The following is a 15761-nucleotide window of genomic DNA, read 5'->3' as shown; positions in this document are numbered from 1 at the left end:
CGGTTCAGGATCGGCCGGCGGCCTTGGTGACGCGATTGTCTCGCGCGGTGAGTACGCCGCCCTTGTAGACGGAACGCCCGGACGGCCGCGCGACCACGGCTTCCTGGATATGCAAGGCGTTCAGGGTCACGAAATCGGCCTTGGCCCCCACATGAAGGCCGTAGTCCTCGAGCCTGAGCGCCTTGGCGCCGGCCGCGGTGATCATGTCGAACGCGATCGCGAGCTCCTCATCGGTGTAGAAACCCGAGCGGTATCCGATCATCATCGCGCGGCCCAGCATGTCGCCGTCGCCATAGGGCCACCAGGAGTCGCGGATGTTGTCGTTGCCGCTGAACACGGTGACGCCGGCTTTCCGCAACAAGGCGACGGGCGGGAACGGCCGGCTGCCCGGCGCATTCGTCATGATCGCCACGCCCGAGCGCGCCAGACTGTCGGCGGTCTTCTTCAGCGCGTCGGCAGGAATGTCGCCGAGCCCGTAAGCGTGGCTGACGGTGACGCGGCCCTCCATGCCGAGCGCACGGGTGCGCGCCGCGATCTGCTCGACCTCGAAGGCGCCAAGCATGCCGCCGTCATGAAGATGGATATCGACATCGACGCCGTGCTTTTGCGCTACGCCGAACACGACGTCGAGATGGCCCTCGACATCCCGGTCGAAGCTTGCCGGATCCAGCCCGCCGACGGCATTGGCGCCGAGCTTGATGGCCTCGTCGAGCAGTTGCGGCGTGCCGGGGCTGGTGAGGATGCCGTTCTGGGGAAACGCCACGAGCTGGATATCGATCAAATCCCTGTATTCCTCGCGAACCCCGAGGATGGTCTCCAGCGACTTCAGCCCCACCGAACCGTCGACCATGACGTGACTGCGCATCTGCGTCGTGCCGTGCCCGATGCAGAGGTCGAGCTGGTTCCGTGCGCGCACGTCCATCGGCGCGGCCGCGGCAAGGTTCTCGGCCTGAAACGCCACCCGCTCATGGACGTCGAATCCGTCGGTGCAGGGACGGTGCGGCCGCCAGGTATCGCCGTAAAAACTGGTGTCGAGATGGATGTGGCCTTCGACGAAGCCGGGCACGACCAGCGCATTGCCGAGATCGACGATCTCGATCCCGTTGGGCCGTTCGCCTTTCGCCTCAATCGCAACGATGCGGCCGCCACGGACCAGCAGATCGCGGCTGGTGCCGTCACCGAGCCTGGCATTGATGAAGAGTTTGTCGGCTGGCATCGGATCTGTTCCTCTTGTCGCTTGTGTCACATGCAGATCGCGCGGCTCTCCATGCCTTGCCTAACATGGTCGGAGGAATAATACTCCGCTCGCACAAGCAGACAAGGAACCGAGAGCGTTGCCGGAGATTGCGAGCAGGGAACAGTTCGATGTCAAGCGCGCAGCGTTTGCCGCGACCATCGGCAACATGCTGGAGTTCTACGACTTCATCACCTACAGCTTCTTTGCGACCGAGATCGGGCGCACCTTCTTCCCCGCGCACAGCGAATACGGCAGCCTCATGCTGTCGCTTGCGACCTTCGGCGCCGGTTTCCTGACGCGGCCGATCGGCGGCGTCGTGCTTGGCATCTTCTCCGACCGGGTCGGGCGGCGGCCGGCGATGCTGCTGAGTTTCGCGCTGATGGGCGGCGCGATCCTGACCATCGCGCTGACGCCTTCCTATGCCGCGATCGGCATTGTGGCGCCGATCATCGTGATCCTGGCGCGGATGGTGCAGGGGTTCGCGCTCGGCGGCGAGGTCGGGCCGACCACGGCCTATCTGATCGAGATCGCTGCACCGAGGAACCGCGGCCTCGTGGTCGCCTGGCAGCCGGCCAGCCAGGAGATCGCGGCGACGGTGGGCGCGCTTGTCGGTGTCATCCTGAGCAGCGCGATGGCGCCCGACATGCTGCAGGCCTATGGATGGCGCATCGCGTTCCTGCTCGGGGCCGCTTGTCTGCCGTTCGGCATCTGGATGCGCCGCACGCTGCCGGAAACGGTCTCGCATGGGGAGCACGTCGCCGGGCAGGTCGAACGCGCGAGCCATGTGGCGCTGGCGCGCCGGCATCTTCGCGTCATCGTGCTGGCGGTGATGATCCTGGCCAGCGGCACGATCTCGACCTATGTGACGCAATACATGACGACCTACGCCAAGAACACGCTGCATGTGTCGCCGTCGCTGGCGTTTACGGTCTCGCTGGTCAGCAACGGACTGCAGATCATCGGCGCGGTGCTGGGCGGCTGGCTTGCCGACCGGCTCGGACGCAAGCCGATCATGATCTGGCCGCAGCTGGTCGTGCTGGTGCTGACCTATCCGGCCTTCCTGTGGATCGTCCAGGACCCCGGTGCGTGGTCGCTGCTGTTCGGCTTCGGCATCCTGTCGTTCATCGGATCGCTGCCGTTCACGGCGTTCTATGCCGCCTTCACCGAAGCGCTGCCGCAGAGCATTCGCGGCGGCGTGTTCGCCACGATCTACGCGGTCGCCATCGCGACGTTCGGCGGCACCGCGCAACTTGTGGTCACGTGGCTGCTGCACGTGTCAGGGGATCCGCTGGCGCCGTCCTGGTATCTCCTGCTCGCGGCGGCGGTCGGCATCGTGGCGATGAGCCTGATGCCCGAGACCGCCCCGGTGAAGACTGGTGAGAAATAACGCCGGCAGACGCGTTTAATCCATGTCGCGAAAGGCGTGGCCGTTGGCCTCGATTTCCTTCACGAGCTGCGGCGGCAGATTGGCCTGAGCCGAGGTGCCGTCGAACACCCAGTCCTTGGCATCGGCAAGATCGGGAAGACCCGCACCCTTGCGGACATAAAGACCGACCGATGTCTTCTTCGGATTGATGTAGAGATCGTAGTCCATTGCGCGCCTCCTCTCCGTTGAAGTTCAACGGAAGCTCCGGCCACGGATTGGCCGAAGCCTCCTGGAAGAGTGAACGCCGATAGGGCTAAGCGGGTTTCTTCGCCTCCGGCGCAAACACCACTGACGCCTCGCTCGTCAGCATCAGGAAAGTGATGGTCTCCTGGAAATACAGCTGAACCGATTTCGCCGAGTGGCTGAGATAGCCGATCGAAAGGTCCTGGCCGATCGAGAGCTGGAAATCGCCGCCGCGGGTGGTCAGCAGGACGCCGCCCTCGATCGCGGGCGCCCAGATGATCTTGCCGTCGATCAGGCGCTGGATGTGCTGCAGCACCGGATAGCCGTCGTCGGTGGCGCCGCCGATCGCGGTATAGGGCTCGGTGCCGAGCAGCAGCGTATAGGGACCGTTCACACCGGCAAGCCGCAACTGGCTGACCGCCTGCGCGACCACGGCGGGATAGTTCTTGACGCTCGACGGCAGCGTCAGCACCGGGTTGCTGGTGCCCTGACGGATGCCCCGAATGCCGGCGGCCGCGTAGCCGTCGAACACCGCGCGATCCTCGGCGAAGGCAATCTTGCGCGCGGCATCCTTGAGCGGATCCCAGTCGGAATCGTTCGCGCCGCGCTCGACATCGTCGATCGCCTGGCGCGAGAGCTCGAACGGCACGCGCAGCTCGACCAGCGCCTGGACGTCGCGTTGCGTCGCCTCGACCCCGTCGCCCGGCGCCGCAATCTTCTTGAGATGACCGGTGCCGACCGCGGAGAAATCCGTTCCCTTCGGACCGTCGACGTCGACGACACGGCGCGCCGCCAGATGGCGCTTCAACGTGCGCGAGGCCTCCTCTTCGATCTGGGCCCATGCCGCGTCCGAGATAGGGGCGAGTCCCCGATGAAGATTATTCATGTCCAGCCTCTCCTTTCAGCGAGCCGATCCCGAGCGAGCCGTCGGACGGCGGTATTCCTGGTGCAGGTGTGTCGTCGGTCCCGGCGTCATCCAGAGACGGCTCGGCGGGCGAGGGTGCCGGCGCCTCGCTCGCGACGTCCTCCAGGAAGGTCGCCGACGGGACGAAGAACAGCGTGCCGGTCACGGCGCGGCTGAAGTCGAGCAAACGGTCGTAATTGCCCGGCGGCTTGCCGACGAACATGTTCTCCAGCATCTGCTCGATCCGGTGCGGCGACTTGGCATAGCCGATGAAATAAGTCCCGAACTCGCCCTTGCTGATATTGCCGAACGGCATGTTGTCGCGGACGATATCGAGCTCCTCGCCATTCTCGACGATCGTGGTCAGCGCGTTGTGCGCGTAGCTCGGCTTCACCGCATCGTCGAGCTCGATGTCGGACAGTTTGGTTCGGCCGATGATCTTTTCCTGCATCTCGACCGGCAGCTCGTTCCACTTCGTCAGGTCGTGCAGGTATTTTTGCACGATCACATAGCTGCCGCCGGCAAACGCCGCGTCCTCGTCGCCGATAATGGTGGCGTCGGTGGCCGCCTGGTCTTCGGGATTCTCGGTGCCGTCGACGAAGCCGAGCAGGTCGCGTTCGTCGAAATATTTGAAGCCGTGCACCTCGTCGGAGGTCGCAACCGCATCGCCGAGCCGCGTCATGATCTGGGTCGCGAGCTCGAAGCACAGGTCTATCGGCACGGCGCGGATGTGAAACAGCAGGTCGCCCGGCGTTGCGACGGCGTGGTGGACGCCATTGATCTCGCGGAACGGATGCAGACCTTTCGGCTTCGGCGCACCGAACAGCCGGTCCCATGCGTCGGAGCCGATGCCCATGACGCATGACAGCCGGCCCTCGAGGTCGCGGAAGCCCACGGCACGCAGCAGCGCGCCCAGGTCGGCGCATAGCGACCGCACCACCGCATCATATTCCGGATTGGGCTTGAGCGTGACCGCAAGGAAGATGGCCGCGCGCGTCAGCTTCGCAGCGACCGGTTGCGGAACGGCTGATGGCACGCAGGTCTCCTTGACTAAAACGGCACTTCCACGAGGACAAAAGGCAGGCGCTGGACGCCGGATCGGCGTCCAGACAGGGGCAGAGGAGCATGCCGGTGGAGCCTTTACAAGGGCTCGAATGGCTCACGCGCTTGCAGAGGTGCCTGCCTCAATCGACCGGCTTGCCGGACTTCTCTTCCTCGAGGGTCACCGCAATCGCGGCGTTGGCGGAGAGCCGAACCTTGGAGCCTTCGACACCCGCCACGAAGCCGAGCTCGATGAAGTGGTGATGGCCCTTGTGGAAGCCGTCGCTGTCGCTTTTCTTGAGCTTGATGCGGTTGCCCTCGACGTGATCGACGGTGCCGACATGCACGCCATCGGCGCCGATGACCTCCATGTTGTCCTTGATCTGGTGCTGCGTCATGGCGCTCTCCCTGGTTGCAGGTCAGCTTGTATGGTCGGCTTGCATATGATGCCGGCAGACGACGCGCCGATGACAGCGCGTCGTGGGCAATCCGGCCTGTCTCACACCGGTTCGAATTCGTCCGCCGCCGCGTTCTCCGGCTTCTTGCCGTTGAAGGTGAGGCCGGCCTTGGTGGCCGAGAGCTTTACCTCCGAGCCGTCGCGCACGTCGCCGGAAAGGATCATCTCCGCCAGCGGATCCTGTACGCTGCGCTGGATCACCCGCTTCAGCGGGCGGGCGCCGTAAGCCGGATCCCAGCCTTTCTCCGCCAGCCAGTCGCGCGCCTTCGGATCGAGCTCCAGCTCGATCTTGCGATCCTCCAGCAACCGGCGCAGCCGCGAGAACTGGATCTCGACGATGCGGCCCATGTCGCTCTTCTGCAGCCGGTGGAATAGAATGATCTCGTCGATCCGGTTGAGGAATTCCGGGCGGAAGTGCGCCCGTACCATGTTCATCACCTGCTCGCGCACCGCGCTCGTGCTCTGGCCTTCCGGCTGGTTGACCAGGTATTCGGCGCCGATGTTCGAGGTCATGATGATCAGCGTGTTGCGGAAATCGACGGTGCGGCCCTGGCCGTCGGTCAGGCGGCCGTCGTCGAGCACCTGCAACAGCACGTTGAAGACGTCGGGATGCGCCTTCTCGATCTCGTCGAACAGCACGACCTGATAAGGCCGCCGCCGCACCGCTTCGGTCAGGGCGCCGCCCTCGTCATAGCCGACATAGCCGGGAGGGGCGCCGATCAGCCGCGAGACCGAGTGCTTCTCCATGTATTCGGACATGTCGAGGCGGATCATCGCGGTCTCGTCATCGAACAGATATTCGGCAAGCGCTTTCGCAAGCTCGGTCTTGCCGACGCCGGTTGGACCTAAGAACATGAACGAGCCGATCGGCCGGTTCGGATCCTGCAGGCCGGCGCGGGCGCGGCGCACCGCGGTCGACACCGCGCGGACCGCCTCGGCCTGGCCGACGACGCGCTTGCCCAGCATCTCCTCCATGCGCAGCAGCTTGTCCTTCTCGCCCTCCAGCATCTTGTCGACCGGCACGCCGGTCCAGCGCGACACTACTTGCGCGATATTGTCGGCGGTCACGGTTTCACTGGCGGACGACGTCTCGCTGGCCTCGACCGCCGCAAGATTCTTCTCGAGTTCGGGAATGCGGCCATAGGCCAGTTCACCTGCCTTCTGGAATTCACCCTTGCGCTGCGCATTGGCAAGCTCGGTGCGCAACTGTTCGAGCTCGCCCTTCATCTTCTGCGCGTCGGAGAGCTTGCTCTTTTCCGACCGCCATTTCGACGTCATGTCCGCCGACTTCTTTTCCAGATCGACAAGATCCTTCTCGAGCGTCTGCAGGCGGCTCTTGGAGCCGAGATCGGTCTCCTTCTTCAGCGCTTCCTGCTCGATCTTGAGCCGGATGATCTCGCGGTCGAGCGAATCGAGTTCTTCCGGCTTGGAGTCGACCTGCATCTTCAGCCGCGCCGCCGCCTCGTCCATCAGGTCGATCGCCTTGTCGGGGAGGAAGCGGTCGGTGATGTAGCGGTTCGACAGCGTCGCGGCGGCGACCAGCGCCGAATCCGCGATGCGCACGCCGTGATGCTGCTCATACTTGTCCTTGAGGCCGCGCAGGATCGAGATGGTGTCCTCGACCGTCGGCTCGGAGACGAACACCGGCTGGAAACGTCGCGCCAGCGCCGCGTCCTTCTCGACATGCTTGCGGTATTCGTCGAGCGTGGTGGCGCCGATGCAATGCAGCTCGCCGCGGGCGAGCGCGGGCTTCAGGAGGTTGGATGCGTCCATCGCGCCGTCGCCCTTGCCGGCGCCGATCAGCGTGTGCATCTCGTCGATGAACAGGATGATGCCGCCCTCGGCCGAGGTCACCTCCTGCAGCACCGCCTTGAGCCGCTCCTCGAACTCGCCGCGATATTTTGCGCCGGCGATCAGCGCGCCGAGATCGAGCGCGAGCAGCGCCTTGTCCTGCAGGCTTTCCGGCACGTCGCCATTGACGATGCGCAGCGCGAGGCCTTCGACGATCGCGGTCTTGCCGACACCGGGCTCGCCGATCAGCACAGGATTGTTCTTGGTCCGCCGCGACAGCACCTGGATGGTGCGGCGAATCTCCTCGTCGCGGCCGATCACCGGGTCGAGCTTGCCGTCGCGCGCGGCCTGGGTCAGGTCGCGGGCATATTTCTTCAGTGCGTCATAGGCGTTCTCGGCCGACGCGCTGTCGGCGGTGCGGCCCTTGCGCAGCGCGTTGATGGCCGCATTCAGGTTCTGCGGATTGACGCCGCCCTTGGCGAGCAGCTTGCCGGCCTCGCTGTCCTTGTCGGCTGCGAGCGCCTGCAGCAGGCGTTCGACCGAGACAAAGCTGTCGCCGGCCTTGTCGGCGGCCTGTTCGGCCGCCGCGAAGGCGCGCGCGGTCTCCGGCGCCAGATAGATCTGTCCCGAGCCGGCGCCGCTCACCTTCGGTACCTTCGCCAGCGCGTCTTCGGTCGCCTTGAGGATGGCGCGCGAGTTGCCGCCAGCACGGTCGATCAGGCCGGCCGCGAGGCCCTCATTGTCGTCGAGCAGCACCTTCAGGATGTGAAGCGTCGAGAACTGCTGATGCCCCTCGCGCATCGCAAGCGATTGCGCCGACTGAATGAAGCCGCGAACGCGATCAGTATATTTTTCTATGTTCATCGTGGCACCTCAGGGCAACGCAGGCTCGTCGAGATCAAGTCAGCCACGCAGTCCCGCCGGCGACAGATGGCGGAACGATGACATCCATCATGCAACAGCCCCGTGCAATTGCGCCGACGGAAAAGCCGCGGGCCAAAGGCCGTCGCATCTCGCATCGTGTGGTCCTTTCAGGGGAGTGTCAATCGCGGAGCGCGCCCGCCGGGATGCTGCGGTTAAGCCGTTGCGAGGGCTGATGTTCGTCTTTGGCACTCATCCGGGAGCACTGCTACGGCCGCGCCGGCAAGCCGGGTGCACGCATCGCGCTGATTGCGGTTCGATGGTTCGCTGTGCTCGCGAAGCGAGCGCTGGATGAGCATGGAACGCTGTGATCGTACGAAGGCCCAAGTCATGTTCGGGACACGCTGTCGGAATCGATCACGTCGCGTTTCGCGTAGCTCGCTCGATGATGCAGAGAAGCAACGCGCGATGTTCCACTGAATCTCGCAACGTTGCATCACGGCGCACTCTGAACCGACCGTGAATAGCCGCGTGTGCGCGTTTCCGTTTGCGTCGATGCGTTTCAGGCTGGTGTAAGGTCAAGGCGCTAGCGATGAAGTGTGTCGGTGCATTGCCGATGCACGGAACTTTTGTTCCGTCTCACGTTGAACGTGCTCATCGAAGAGGCTCCCAATGAGAACTCGTCTCTATTCGACCGTGTCGTGTGCAGCGCTTGCCACGGCGCTGTTCTATGCGACTGCGGTGCCCGCAATCGCGCAGGATGCGGCATGCGCGCCGGTCTCTGCCGTCGAGACCGCGCCGCCGCCGTTGCCCACTTACGATCAGCCGCCGGTGCCTGGTCCCGGCTACATGTGGTCGCCGGGCAATTGGTCGTGGGACGAGGATCGCGGCGATTACTACTGGGTGCCGGGCACCTGGGTGCAGCCGCCGAGGGTCGGACTGCTGTGGACGCCCGGCTACTGGGGCGCGTTCGGCGGCGGCTTCATTTTCCATCAGGGCTATTGGGGTGATCGCGTCGGCTTCTACGGCGGCGTCAATTACGGCTTCGGCTACGGCGGTTCAGGCTATGAAGGCGGCCGTTGGGATCACGGCAACTTCTTTTACAATCGCACCGTGAACAATCTGCAGGGCGCGCGGATCACCAACGTCTACGAGAAGAACGTCACGATCAATCAGACCACCGTCAACAACGTCAGCTACAATGGCGGCCGCGGCGGCATTGAGGTGCGGCCGACGCCGGCCGATCGCGCGATCGCCAAGGAGCAGCACTTCGCGGCGACGCCGTTGCAACGCAAGCAGGTCGAGACCGCAAGCCAGGATCCGAGCCTGTTCAAGCGGACCAACAATGGCGTGCCCGCCGTCGCCGCAACGGCGCGTCCCGGCGAATTGAAGGGACCGGGCGTGGTTCGCGCGCGCGCGGCCGGCGAGGCGGTGCCTGCCAACGCTGCGCGGCCGGCGGCGGGGGAGCCGGGGCATCCGGGAGCTGCAGCCGCGCCCGCAACAGCACCGGCTGCTTCCCACGCGCTCCCGGTCCCGGGGAAGGAGCTTCCGGCGGCGCATCCGCCCGCCGAGGCGAACAAGCCCGCGGCCGAGGAGAAGCGCGCGGCACCTGCTCCCGAGACGAAGGCTGAGCCGCATCCTGCTGCACCGGCGCCTGCCGGATCCCACGCGCTTCCGGTTCCCGAGAAGGGCGTTGCGGCGCATCCGCCCGCCGAAGTGAACAGGCCTGCGGTCGAAGAGAAGCGCGCAGCGCCTGCCGCCGAGCCGAAGCTTGAGCCGCATCCTGCAGAAGCGGCGCGGCCTGCCGTGCAGGAGAAGCGGCCCGAAGAGGTGCGCAAGGAAGAGCCGCGTCCCGAGCCTGCCGCGAAGCCCGTCGCGCGGCCTGAGCCGGCGATGCCCGAAGCACGATCGGAGCCCACGGCAAGGCCGGAGGTGCGCCCGGAGACGATGGCGCGTCCTGAGCCGCATCCGCAGGCTGGCCATCCCCAGCCGGCCGCACGGCCACAGCCGCACGCCGCTCCGCATGCTGCGCCCGCGGCAGGTCATCCCGCGGAGGAGAAGCGGCAGGAGCAACACTAAGGCACGTCCGCGCTCCGCTGGCTCGTTCCGGCGGAGCGCGGTATTGTCCCGCCTGTGCGCAAGCGATCATCACTGGAGGTTGGTCATGGCACAGAGTCACGGTGGCGATGGGCAGCTCGACGATGGCAAGCCGCGCCTGAGCGAGGACGATATGCAGCGCGCCCTGCTCGGTCCGCGGGGCGTGCCCGGCAAGGCGGATACCGCCAAGATGACGCCGCAGCAGCAAAAGAACATGCCGAACTATCTGGACCCCGGACATACATCCTAGCTCGTCATGTGACGTGAGCGCGTGCTGCGTCGGCCGCTTCCGGGCGGCGCGCCTGCGCACTTGCAAATCGCCTGCTTTTGCGCCCTCATGATTGCAGGTGCACTCACGGTGTTGCGGAGCAGGTTGTGAGAAATCCGTACGAGATTCTTGGCGTTGCCCCGACGGCGTCTGCGGCCGATATCCAGAAGGCCTATCGAAAGCTGGCGAAGAAGCTGCACCCGGATCTCAATCCGGGTGACAAGGCGGCCGAAGACAAATTCAAGGAAGTCGCTGCTGCGAACGATCTGCTCTCGGATGCCGAGAAGCGCAAGCGCTTCGACGCCGGCGAGATCGATGCTGATGGCGCCGAGCGGCCGCAGCATCGCTACTACCGGGATTTCGCTACCGCGGATGCGGGGCATCCCTATGCCGACAGTTCCGGCTATGCCGATTACATGGACCAGGACGACGCCTTCGCCGAGTTGCTCCGGCGCAGCGAGCAGGCGCGCGCCAACCGGCGCGGCCGCGATTTGCATTACGCTCTCGCGATCGACTTCGCGGAATCGATCACCGGCGCGAGCAAGCGGCTGACGCTTCCCGACGGCGGTATGCTCGAGGTGACGATCCCGCCGGGGCTCGTCGATGGCCAGATCATTCGTCTGCGCGGCAAGGGCATGCCCGGCAGCGGCAAGGGCGGTCCAGGCGATGCGCTGATCGAGGTGGAGGTTCGCCCCGACCCGCGCTTCACCCGCGAGGGTGACGACATTACGCTGGAACTGCCGATCTCGCTGTCCGAGGCGGTGCTCGGCGGAAAAGTCCGCGTTCCGACGCCGACCGGTGCCGTGACCATGACGGTTCCGAAGGGATCGAACACCGGCACGACCATGCGGTTGCGCGGCAAGGGCGCGCCCCACGTCGGTGGAGGCCATGGCGACGAGCTCGTCAAGCTCAAGGTGGTCCTGCCCAAGGGACCCGATCCCGAGCTCGAGGCGTTTGTATCGAACTGGGATCGAAAGGCATTCGATCCGCGCGAGGATGGTGCATCATGAACAAGCAGCAGTTCCTCACCAGTGCAGGTCTGGAGGTGCAGACGCTGGAGTTCTGGATCGAGCAGCAATGGCTCGTGCCGGACGAGACCGCCGGCGAGGTCAGCTTCTCCGACACCGACGTGGCGCGAGCGCATCTGATCCATGACCTGAAGGGCGACTTCGGCGTCAACGACGAGGGCATCGACGTCATCCTCCATCTGGTCGATCAGCTGCACGGCCTGCGCCGCGCGTTCGAGCAATTGCACAAGGATATCGCGTCACCACCGCGCTAGGCGCCTCACTTACGACGAACCTCAGCCTTGAGATCAGCCTGGGAGACGATCATGACGGACAAGCCGACGCCGCTGGCGCATGGCGAGATCGATGTTCTTATCCTGCAGGCACTGGTGCGCAAGCTGATCGCGAAAGGCGTGCTGACGCCGGACGACGTCCGCTCGATGCTGTTCGAGGCCGCCAAGAATCTTGACCTGGTCGGCAGCGAGCTGACGACGGAAGCCGCCAACATCATCGTGCAGGAAGATCTGGCGCCGGCATTTCTTGGCGGCTAGAGCATGATCCGGAAAAGTGGAGGCCGGTTTTCTCTCGCGACAAACGCGAAGCGTGTGCGCGGAGATCATGCTCGAATAAAAAGAGCCATCAGGTCTGGCCGCTGCGGGTGGAGACCAGCCGGATCCGGGTGACCTGACCGGCATTGCCGGCGAGATAGGCTTGCGCGTCACGCACCAGCCGCTCCACGGCGTCCACGTCATAGCTCGGATGACGGGTGTTCAGATGCAGGTCGGTCTCGACCTGCATGACGTTTGTCGTGTCCGCGGCGCCGATCTCGACCGAGAACGACACCAGCGAAACGTGCGGGCTCTTGAAGGCCATGTTTTGATCTCCCTCATCGCGTGACGCGCGGCGTGCATCGGTGCGGCGGGCGTAATCTATCTCAAGCAGCCGAATCCTGCTCGGCGGTTCGCATAGCAGCCGGACGTGCCCTGTCGAGCTCCTCGATCATGCCGCGGGCGATCTCGCGCTCGCCCATGATCACGATGTCGGCGCCAAGTCCTTTCAGATGATCTACCTCGGCGTCGGAATGCGCACGGGCGATGATCTGGATGCCGGCATTCGCGGCGCGCGCCTGCTCGACGATCTGGCCGGCCTCGAAGGCTTCGGGAATCGCGATGACCAGCGATCGCGCGGCGGCCGGATTGGTCGCGCGCAGCACGCTGGCACGCGCGGCGTTGCCCATCAGGGCTTCGATGCCCCGCTCCTTGAGCTTGGCGACCATGTCGTCGGACGCCTCGACCGCGAGGAACGGCGCGCTGCGTTGATGCAGCGCATCGCCGACGATGCTGCCGACCCGGCCGTAGCCGACCAGGATGGTGTGATCCTGCAATTCGGTGACCGGGATTGGTTCAGAAGCTGCGGCGGTTGGCGAGGAGGTCTGCGGCTTCTCGAGCCGCGACGTCAGCCAGTCGACCACCGCGAACACCAGCGGGTTGAGCATGATCGAGACGATCGCGCCCGCCAGGATCAGGTCGCGGCCGGCCTTCGGCAGCAGATTGAGCGCAACGCCGAGTTCGGCCAGGATGAAGGAGAATTCGCCGATCTGGGCGAGGCTCGCCGAGATCATCAGGGCAGTCGCCATCGGGTGACGGAACAGGACGACGATCAGAAGCGCGGCGATCGACTTGCCGACCACGATGACGAACAAAGTCGCTGCGAACGGCCAGGGCTCGCGGACCACGCTGAATGGATCGAACAGCATGCCGACGGAGACGAAGAACAGCACCGCGAAGGCATCGCGCAGCGGCAGTGTTTCCTGGGCCGCGCGCTGGCTGAGCGGCGATTCCCGCAGCATCATTCCGGCGAAGAACGCGCCGAGCGCCAGCGAGACACCGAACAGCTTGGTGGCGCCGAATGCGATGCAGAGCGCGATCGCGAGCACGGTCAGCCGGAACAGCTCGCGCGAGCCGGTATGCGCGATGTAGTGCAGGACCCACGGGATCAGCCGGCGTCCGACCACCAGCATCAGCGCGATGAACACGGCGATCTTGATCAGCGTCAACACCAATACGCCGGTCAGCCCGAGACCGAAACGGGCGGCGAGCGGGTCGGAGGTGAGCGCCGCGCCATCGCCGCCCTGCAAGCTGGCCACCGCCGGGAACAGCACCAGCGCCAGCACCATGGCGAGGTCTTCGACGATCAGCCAGCCGACCGCGATCTTGCCGCGTTCGGTGTCCATCAGGCGGCGCTCCTGCAACGCGCGCAACAGCACGACGGTACTTGCGACCGACAGCGCGAGGCCGAACACCAGGCCCGCGCCGACGGTCCAGCCCATCAACAGCGCGAGGCCGAGGCCCATCAATGTCGCGACCGCAATCTGCGCAATCGCGCCGGGCACCGCGATCGCGCGCACCGACAACAGATCGTTCAGCGAGAAATGCAGGCCGACGCCGAACATCAGGAGAATGATACCGAGCTCGGCGAGCTCGGTTGCCAGCGCCTGATCGGCGACGAAGCCGGGCGTGAACGGACCGACGGCCACGCCTGCGAGCAGATAACCGACCAGTGGCGGAACCCGAAAGCGCTGGGCGATGGTTCCGAAGACGAAAGCTAATCCGAGACCCGCGACGATGGTCGCGATCAGAGGTGTGTCATGCGGCATTTCGCCTTGTCGCACAGCATCCCTGGCGGTGCACCGCGACCATTTGAGGCGCGGCATTCCGCGCGAAGCTGTGATCTATTGCTCATAGCGTGAGCATATGATCTCATGTCGGGATGGATCCGCGGCTTCCCGAGACCGATCTCGTCATCTTCGACTGCGACGGCGTGCTCGTCGACAGCGAGGAATTGAGCTGCCGCTGTCTTGCCGAGGCGATGGTGCAGGCCGGCATCGGGATGACCACTGAACGGGCGCTCGAACTCTTCCTCGGCCGCAGCACCGCGGCCCTGGTCGACTACTGCCGGGGCGTCGGAAAGCCGTTGCCCGCGACCTTTCTGCCCGACCTGGCGCTGCAGGTCCGTGAGACCTTCCGCTCCGGGCTGAAGCCGATCGCCGGCATCGCGGCGGTGCTCAAGGAATTGCGGCTGCCATATTGCGTCGCCTCGTCGAGCGATCTCGAGCGGGTGAAGTTTTCGCTGGAGCTGACCGGCCTCGCCGCCAGCTTCGGACCGCGGCTCTACACCGCGCAGATGGTCAAGCACGGCAAGCCGGCCCCGGACCTGTTCTTGCATGCGGCAAGCGCGATGGGCGCTACGTCGCGCCGCACGCTCGTGATCGAGGACAGCGTCAGCGGGGTGATGGCGGCGAAGGCGGCGGGCATGAAAGTGTGGGGATTTGTCGGTGGCGCCCACTATCGGTTGGCGGATGGCAGTGCTCTGCTGCGGCAGGCCGGGGCGGATCGAATCTTCGCCGCGATGACGGATTTCTGGATGGAAGGCTGACGCAAGACGATGGCTGCGCCCGACAACGAAAAGTCTCGCCTCGACGATGCGGCGCGCGCCGGCTGGCTGTATTTCATCGCGGGCCATACCCAGGATGAGATTGCGAAAATGCTGCAGGTGTCGCGCGCCTCGGCGCAGCGCCTGGTGTCGCTGTGCCTCGCGGAGCGGCTAATCACGTTTCGCCTCGAACACCCCATCGCGGCCTGCATGGAGCTGGCGTCGCGACTGAAAGAGCGGTTCGATCTGGTCCATTGCGACGTCGTACCGACCGATCCGGCGGCGCCGCTGTCGAATGCAGGGATCGCCGAGCGCAGCGCCAATCTGCTGGAGATGACGCTGCGCTCGGAGACGCCCGTCATCGTCGCGCTCGGCACCGGCCGCGCGGTACGCGCCGCGGTCGAGCGGGTCTCGCCGATCGAGCGGCCCGATCACCAGATCGTCTCGCTGGTCGGCAACATCTCCGCCGACGGCTCGGCGAGCTTCTACGACACGGTGGGACGGCTCGCCGACCGCACCGGTGCGCGCCATTACCCGATGCCGCTGCCGTTCCTGATGTCGAGCGAGGACGAGCGCAACCGCATGGTGCGCATCGACCCGATCGCGCGGGTGAGGGCGGTCGCCGCCAAGGCCGATCTGCGGCTGATCGGCATCGGCCAGATGGACCAGAAGGCCCAGGTCCATGTCGACGGCTTCGTCACCCGCGAGGAACTGCTCGAGATGATGCGGCTCGGCGCGATCGGCGAGGTGACGGGCTGGGCCTATGACGCCAGGGGCCGCCTGATCAAGGGCGGCACCAACAAGCGGCTGACGAGCATCCCGCCGCAGATCCCCGCGGAAGCGACCACGATCGCCGCGGCCGTCGGCGCCGCCAAGGTGCCGTCGATCAAGGCCGCATTGGCGGGCCGGGTGATCAACGGCCTCATCACGGATGAGGCCACCGCGCGCGCGGTGCTGGATCGGTAGGCGTCGCGAGTCGGCTGCGCTCCCTCTCCCGCTTGCGGGGGAGGGCTGGGGCTGTCTCTTATACACATCTGACGCTGCCGACGACCATGGT

Annotated in this window: 16 protein-coding genes; 8 read left to right on the top strand and 8 right to left on the bottom strand. The window is 65.4% G+C overall.

Going from position 1 to position 15761, the window contains the following annotated elements:
• Nucleotides 1–4: 4 nt before the first annotated feature.
• Nucleotides 5–1216, bottom strand: a complete 1212-nt coding sequence (locus PMN64_RS18480; RefSeq protein WP_411781664.1) for an amidohydrolase family protein — start codon at nucleotides 1214–1216, stop codon at nucleotides 5–7.
• A gap of 118 nt (nucleotides 1217–1334) precedes the next feature.
• On the opposite strand from PMN64_RS18480, the gene PMN64_RS18475 reads away from it, so the two are divergent.
• Nucleotides 1335–2624, top strand: coding sequence for an MFS transporter (locus PMN64_RS18475; RefSeq protein WP_411781663.1), 1290 nt, complete (start codon nucleotides 1335–1337; stop codon nucleotides 2622–2624).
• 15 nt (nucleotides 2625–2639) lie between these two features.
• Here PMN64_RS18475 and PMN64_RS18470 read toward each other — a convergent pair whose 3' ends face one another.
• The 5 genes from PMN64_RS18470 to clpB form a co-directional block, all read right to left on the bottom strand.
• Nucleotides 2640–2831: a hypothetical protein gene (locus tag PMN64_RS18470; RefSeq protein WP_028334885.1), complete on the bottom strand. Its 192-nt coding sequence runs from the start codon at nucleotides 2829–2831 to the stop codon at nucleotides 2640–2642.
• Nucleotides 2832–2916: 85 nt separating this feature from the next.
• Nucleotides 2917–3732, bottom strand: a complete 816-nt coding sequence (locus PMN64_RS18465) for a family 1 encapsulin nanocompartment shell protein (protein WP_411781662.1) — start codon at nucleotides 3730–3732, stop codon at nucleotides 2917–2919.
• On the bottom strand, nucleotides 3725–4786 hold the full coding sequence (locus PMN64_RS18460; protein ID WP_411781661.1) for a Dyp-type peroxidase: 1062 nt from the start codon (nucleotides 4784–4786) through the stop codon (nucleotides 3725–3727). The genes PMN64_RS18465 and PMN64_RS18460 overlap by 8 nt, the downstream gene beginning before the upstream one ends.
• A gap of 148 nt (nucleotides 4787–4934) precedes the next feature.
• Nucleotides 4935–5189: a DUF2171 domain-containing protein gene (locus PMN64_RS18455; protein WP_028343298.1), complete on the bottom strand. Its 255-nt coding sequence runs from the start codon at nucleotides 5187–5189 to the stop codon at nucleotides 4935–4937.
• Between the two features lie 101 nt (nucleotides 5190–5290).
• A complete protein-coding gene (clpB, locus tag PMN64_RS18450) occupies nucleotides 5291–7903 on the bottom strand; it encodes an ATP-dependent chaperone ClpB (RefSeq protein ID WP_411781660.1) in 2613 nt (870 codons plus the stop codon).
• 669 nt (nucleotides 7904–8572) lie between these two features.
• On the opposite strand from clpB, the gene PMN64_RS18445 reads away from it, so the two are divergent.
• From PMN64_RS18445 to PMN64_RS18425, 5 genes are all read left to right on the top strand, one after another.
• Nucleotides 8573–9979: a hypothetical protein gene (locus PMN64_RS18445; RefSeq protein ID WP_411781659.1), complete on the top strand. Its 1407-nt coding sequence runs from the start codon at nucleotides 8573–8575 to the stop codon at nucleotides 9977–9979.
• An 85-nt stretch (nucleotides 9980–10064) separates the two neighbouring features.
• Complete coding sequence (locus PMN64_RS18440; protein ID WP_028343296.1) at nucleotides 10065–10247, top strand: hypothetical protein; 183 nt, start codon at nucleotides 10065–10067, stop codon at nucleotides 10245–10247.
• 125 nt (nucleotides 10248–10372) lie between these two features.
• The gene (locus tag PMN64_RS18435; RefSeq protein ID WP_411781658.1) at nucleotides 10373–11275 is read left to right on the top strand and encodes a DnaJ C-terminal domain-containing protein; all 903 of its coding nucleotides are present in this window, start codon (nucleotides 10373–10375) and stop codon (nucleotides 11273–11275) included.
• Nucleotides 11272–11547, top strand: coding sequence for a chaperone modulator CbpM (locus PMN64_RS18430; protein WP_411781657.1), 276 nt, complete (start codon nucleotides 11272–11274; stop codon nucleotides 11545–11547). Before PMN64_RS18435 ends, PMN64_RS18430 begins: the two co-directional genes overlap by 4 nt.
• Nucleotides 11548–11598: 51 nt before the next feature.
• Complete coding sequence (locus PMN64_RS18425; protein WP_016843345.1) at nucleotides 11599–11823, top strand: hypothetical protein; 225 nt, start codon at nucleotides 11599–11601, stop codon at nucleotides 11821–11823.
• An 88-nt stretch (nucleotides 11824–11911) separates the two neighbouring features.
• Here the strand turns inward: PMN64_RS18425 and PMN64_RS18420 are convergent, their stop codons facing one another.
• Together PMN64_RS18420 and ybaL are read right to left on the bottom strand one after the other, a co-directional pair.
• On the bottom strand, nucleotides 11912–12145 hold the full coding sequence (locus tag PMN64_RS18420) for a hypothetical protein (protein WP_304496818.1): 234 nt from the start codon (nucleotides 12143–12145) through the stop codon (nucleotides 11912–11914).
• Nucleotides 12146–12206: 61 nt separating this feature from the next.
• Nucleotides 12207–13928, bottom strand: a complete 1722-nt coding sequence (gene ybaL / locus PMN64_RS18415) for a YbaL family putative K(+) efflux transporter (protein ID WP_411781656.1) — start codon at nucleotides 13926–13928, stop codon at nucleotides 12207–12209.
• Nucleotides 13929–14041: 113 nt separating this feature from the next.
• Here ybaL and PMN64_RS18410 point away from each other — a divergent pair, with 113 nt between their 5' ends.
• Both PMN64_RS18410 and PMN64_RS18405 read left to right on the top strand, forming a co-directional pair.
• Nucleotides 14042–14707 carry an HAD family hydrolase gene (locus PMN64_RS18410; RefSeq protein ID WP_411781655.1) on the top strand — a complete coding sequence of 222 codons (666 nt, stop codon included), beginning with the start codon at nucleotides 14042–14044 and terminating at the stop codon, nucleotides 14705–14707.
• Nucleotides 14708–14716: 9 nt separating this feature from the next.
• A complete protein-coding gene (locus PMN64_RS18405; protein ID WP_411781654.1) occupies nucleotides 14717–15670 on the top strand; it encodes a sugar-binding transcriptional regulator in 954 nt (317 codons plus the stop codon).
• Nucleotides 15671–15761: the final 91 nt, after the last annotated feature.

Origin of the sequence: Bradyrhizobium sp. UFLA01-814 (genome assembly GCF_046718885.1) — a bacterium.
GTDB classification, from domain to species: Bacteria; Pseudomonadota; Alphaproteobacteria; order Rhizobiales; family Xanthobacteraceae; genus Bradyrhizobium; species Bradyrhizobium elkanii.
Note: the sequence above shows the minus strand (reverse complement) of the source record. Positions and strands in the feature narration are given on the sequence as shown.

What these genes read in the sequence shown, in the direction of transcription:
- PMN64_RS18440 (WP_028343296.1), top strand. Translation starts at nt 10,065, where the DNA reads ATGGCACAGAGTCACGGTGGCGATGGGCAGCTCGACGATGGCAAGCCG.
- PMN64_RS18480 (WP_411781664.1), bottom strand. Translation starts at nt 1,216, where the DNA reads ATGCCAGCCGACAAACTCTTCATCAATGCCAGGCTCGGTGACGGCACC.
- ybaL (WP_411781656.1), bottom strand. Translation starts at nt 13,928, where the DNA reads ATGCCGCATGACACACCTCTGATCGCGACCATCGTCGCGGGTCTCGGA.
- PMN64_RS18455 (WP_028343298.1), bottom strand. Translation starts at nt 5,189, where the DNA reads ATGACGCAGCACCAGATCAAGGACAACATGGAGGTCATCGGCGCCGAT.
- PMN64_RS18420 (WP_304496818.1), bottom strand. Translation starts at nt 12,145, where the DNA reads ATGGCCTTCAAGAGCCCGCACGTTTCGCTGGTGTCGTTCTCGGTCGAG.
- PMN64_RS18430 (WP_411781657.1), top strand. Translation starts at nt 11,272, where the DNA reads ATGAACAAGCAGCAGTTCCTCACCAGTGCAGGTCTGGAGGTGCAGACG.
- PMN64_RS18465 (WP_411781662.1), bottom strand. Translation starts at nt 3,732, where the DNA reads ATGAATAATCTTCATCGGGGACTCGCCCCTATCTCGGACGCGGCATGG.
- PMN64_RS18405 (WP_411781654.1), top strand. Translation starts at nt 14,717, where the DNA reads ATGGCTGCGCCCGACAACGAAAAGTCTCGCCTCGACGATGCGGCGCGC.
- PMN64_RS18410 (WP_411781655.1), top strand. Translation starts at nt 14,042, where the DNA reads ATGGATCCGCGGCTTCCCGAGACCGATCTCGTCATCTTCGACTGCGAC.
- clpB (WP_411781660.1), bottom strand. Translation starts at nt 7,903, where the DNA reads ATGAACATAGAAAAATATACTGATCGCGTTCGCGGCTTCATTCAGTCG.
- PMN64_RS18445 (WP_411781659.1), top strand. Translation starts at nt 8,573, where the DNA reads ATGAGAACTCGTCTCTATTCGACCGTGTCGTGTGCAGCGCTTGCCACG.
- PMN64_RS18425 (WP_016843345.1), top strand. Translation starts at nt 11,599, where the DNA reads ATGACGGACAAGCCGACGCCGCTGGCGCATGGCGAGATCGATGTTCTT.
- PMN64_RS18470 (WP_028334885.1), bottom strand. Translation starts at nt 2,831, where the DNA reads ATGGACTACGATCTCTACATCAATCCGAAGAAGACATCGGTCGGTCTT.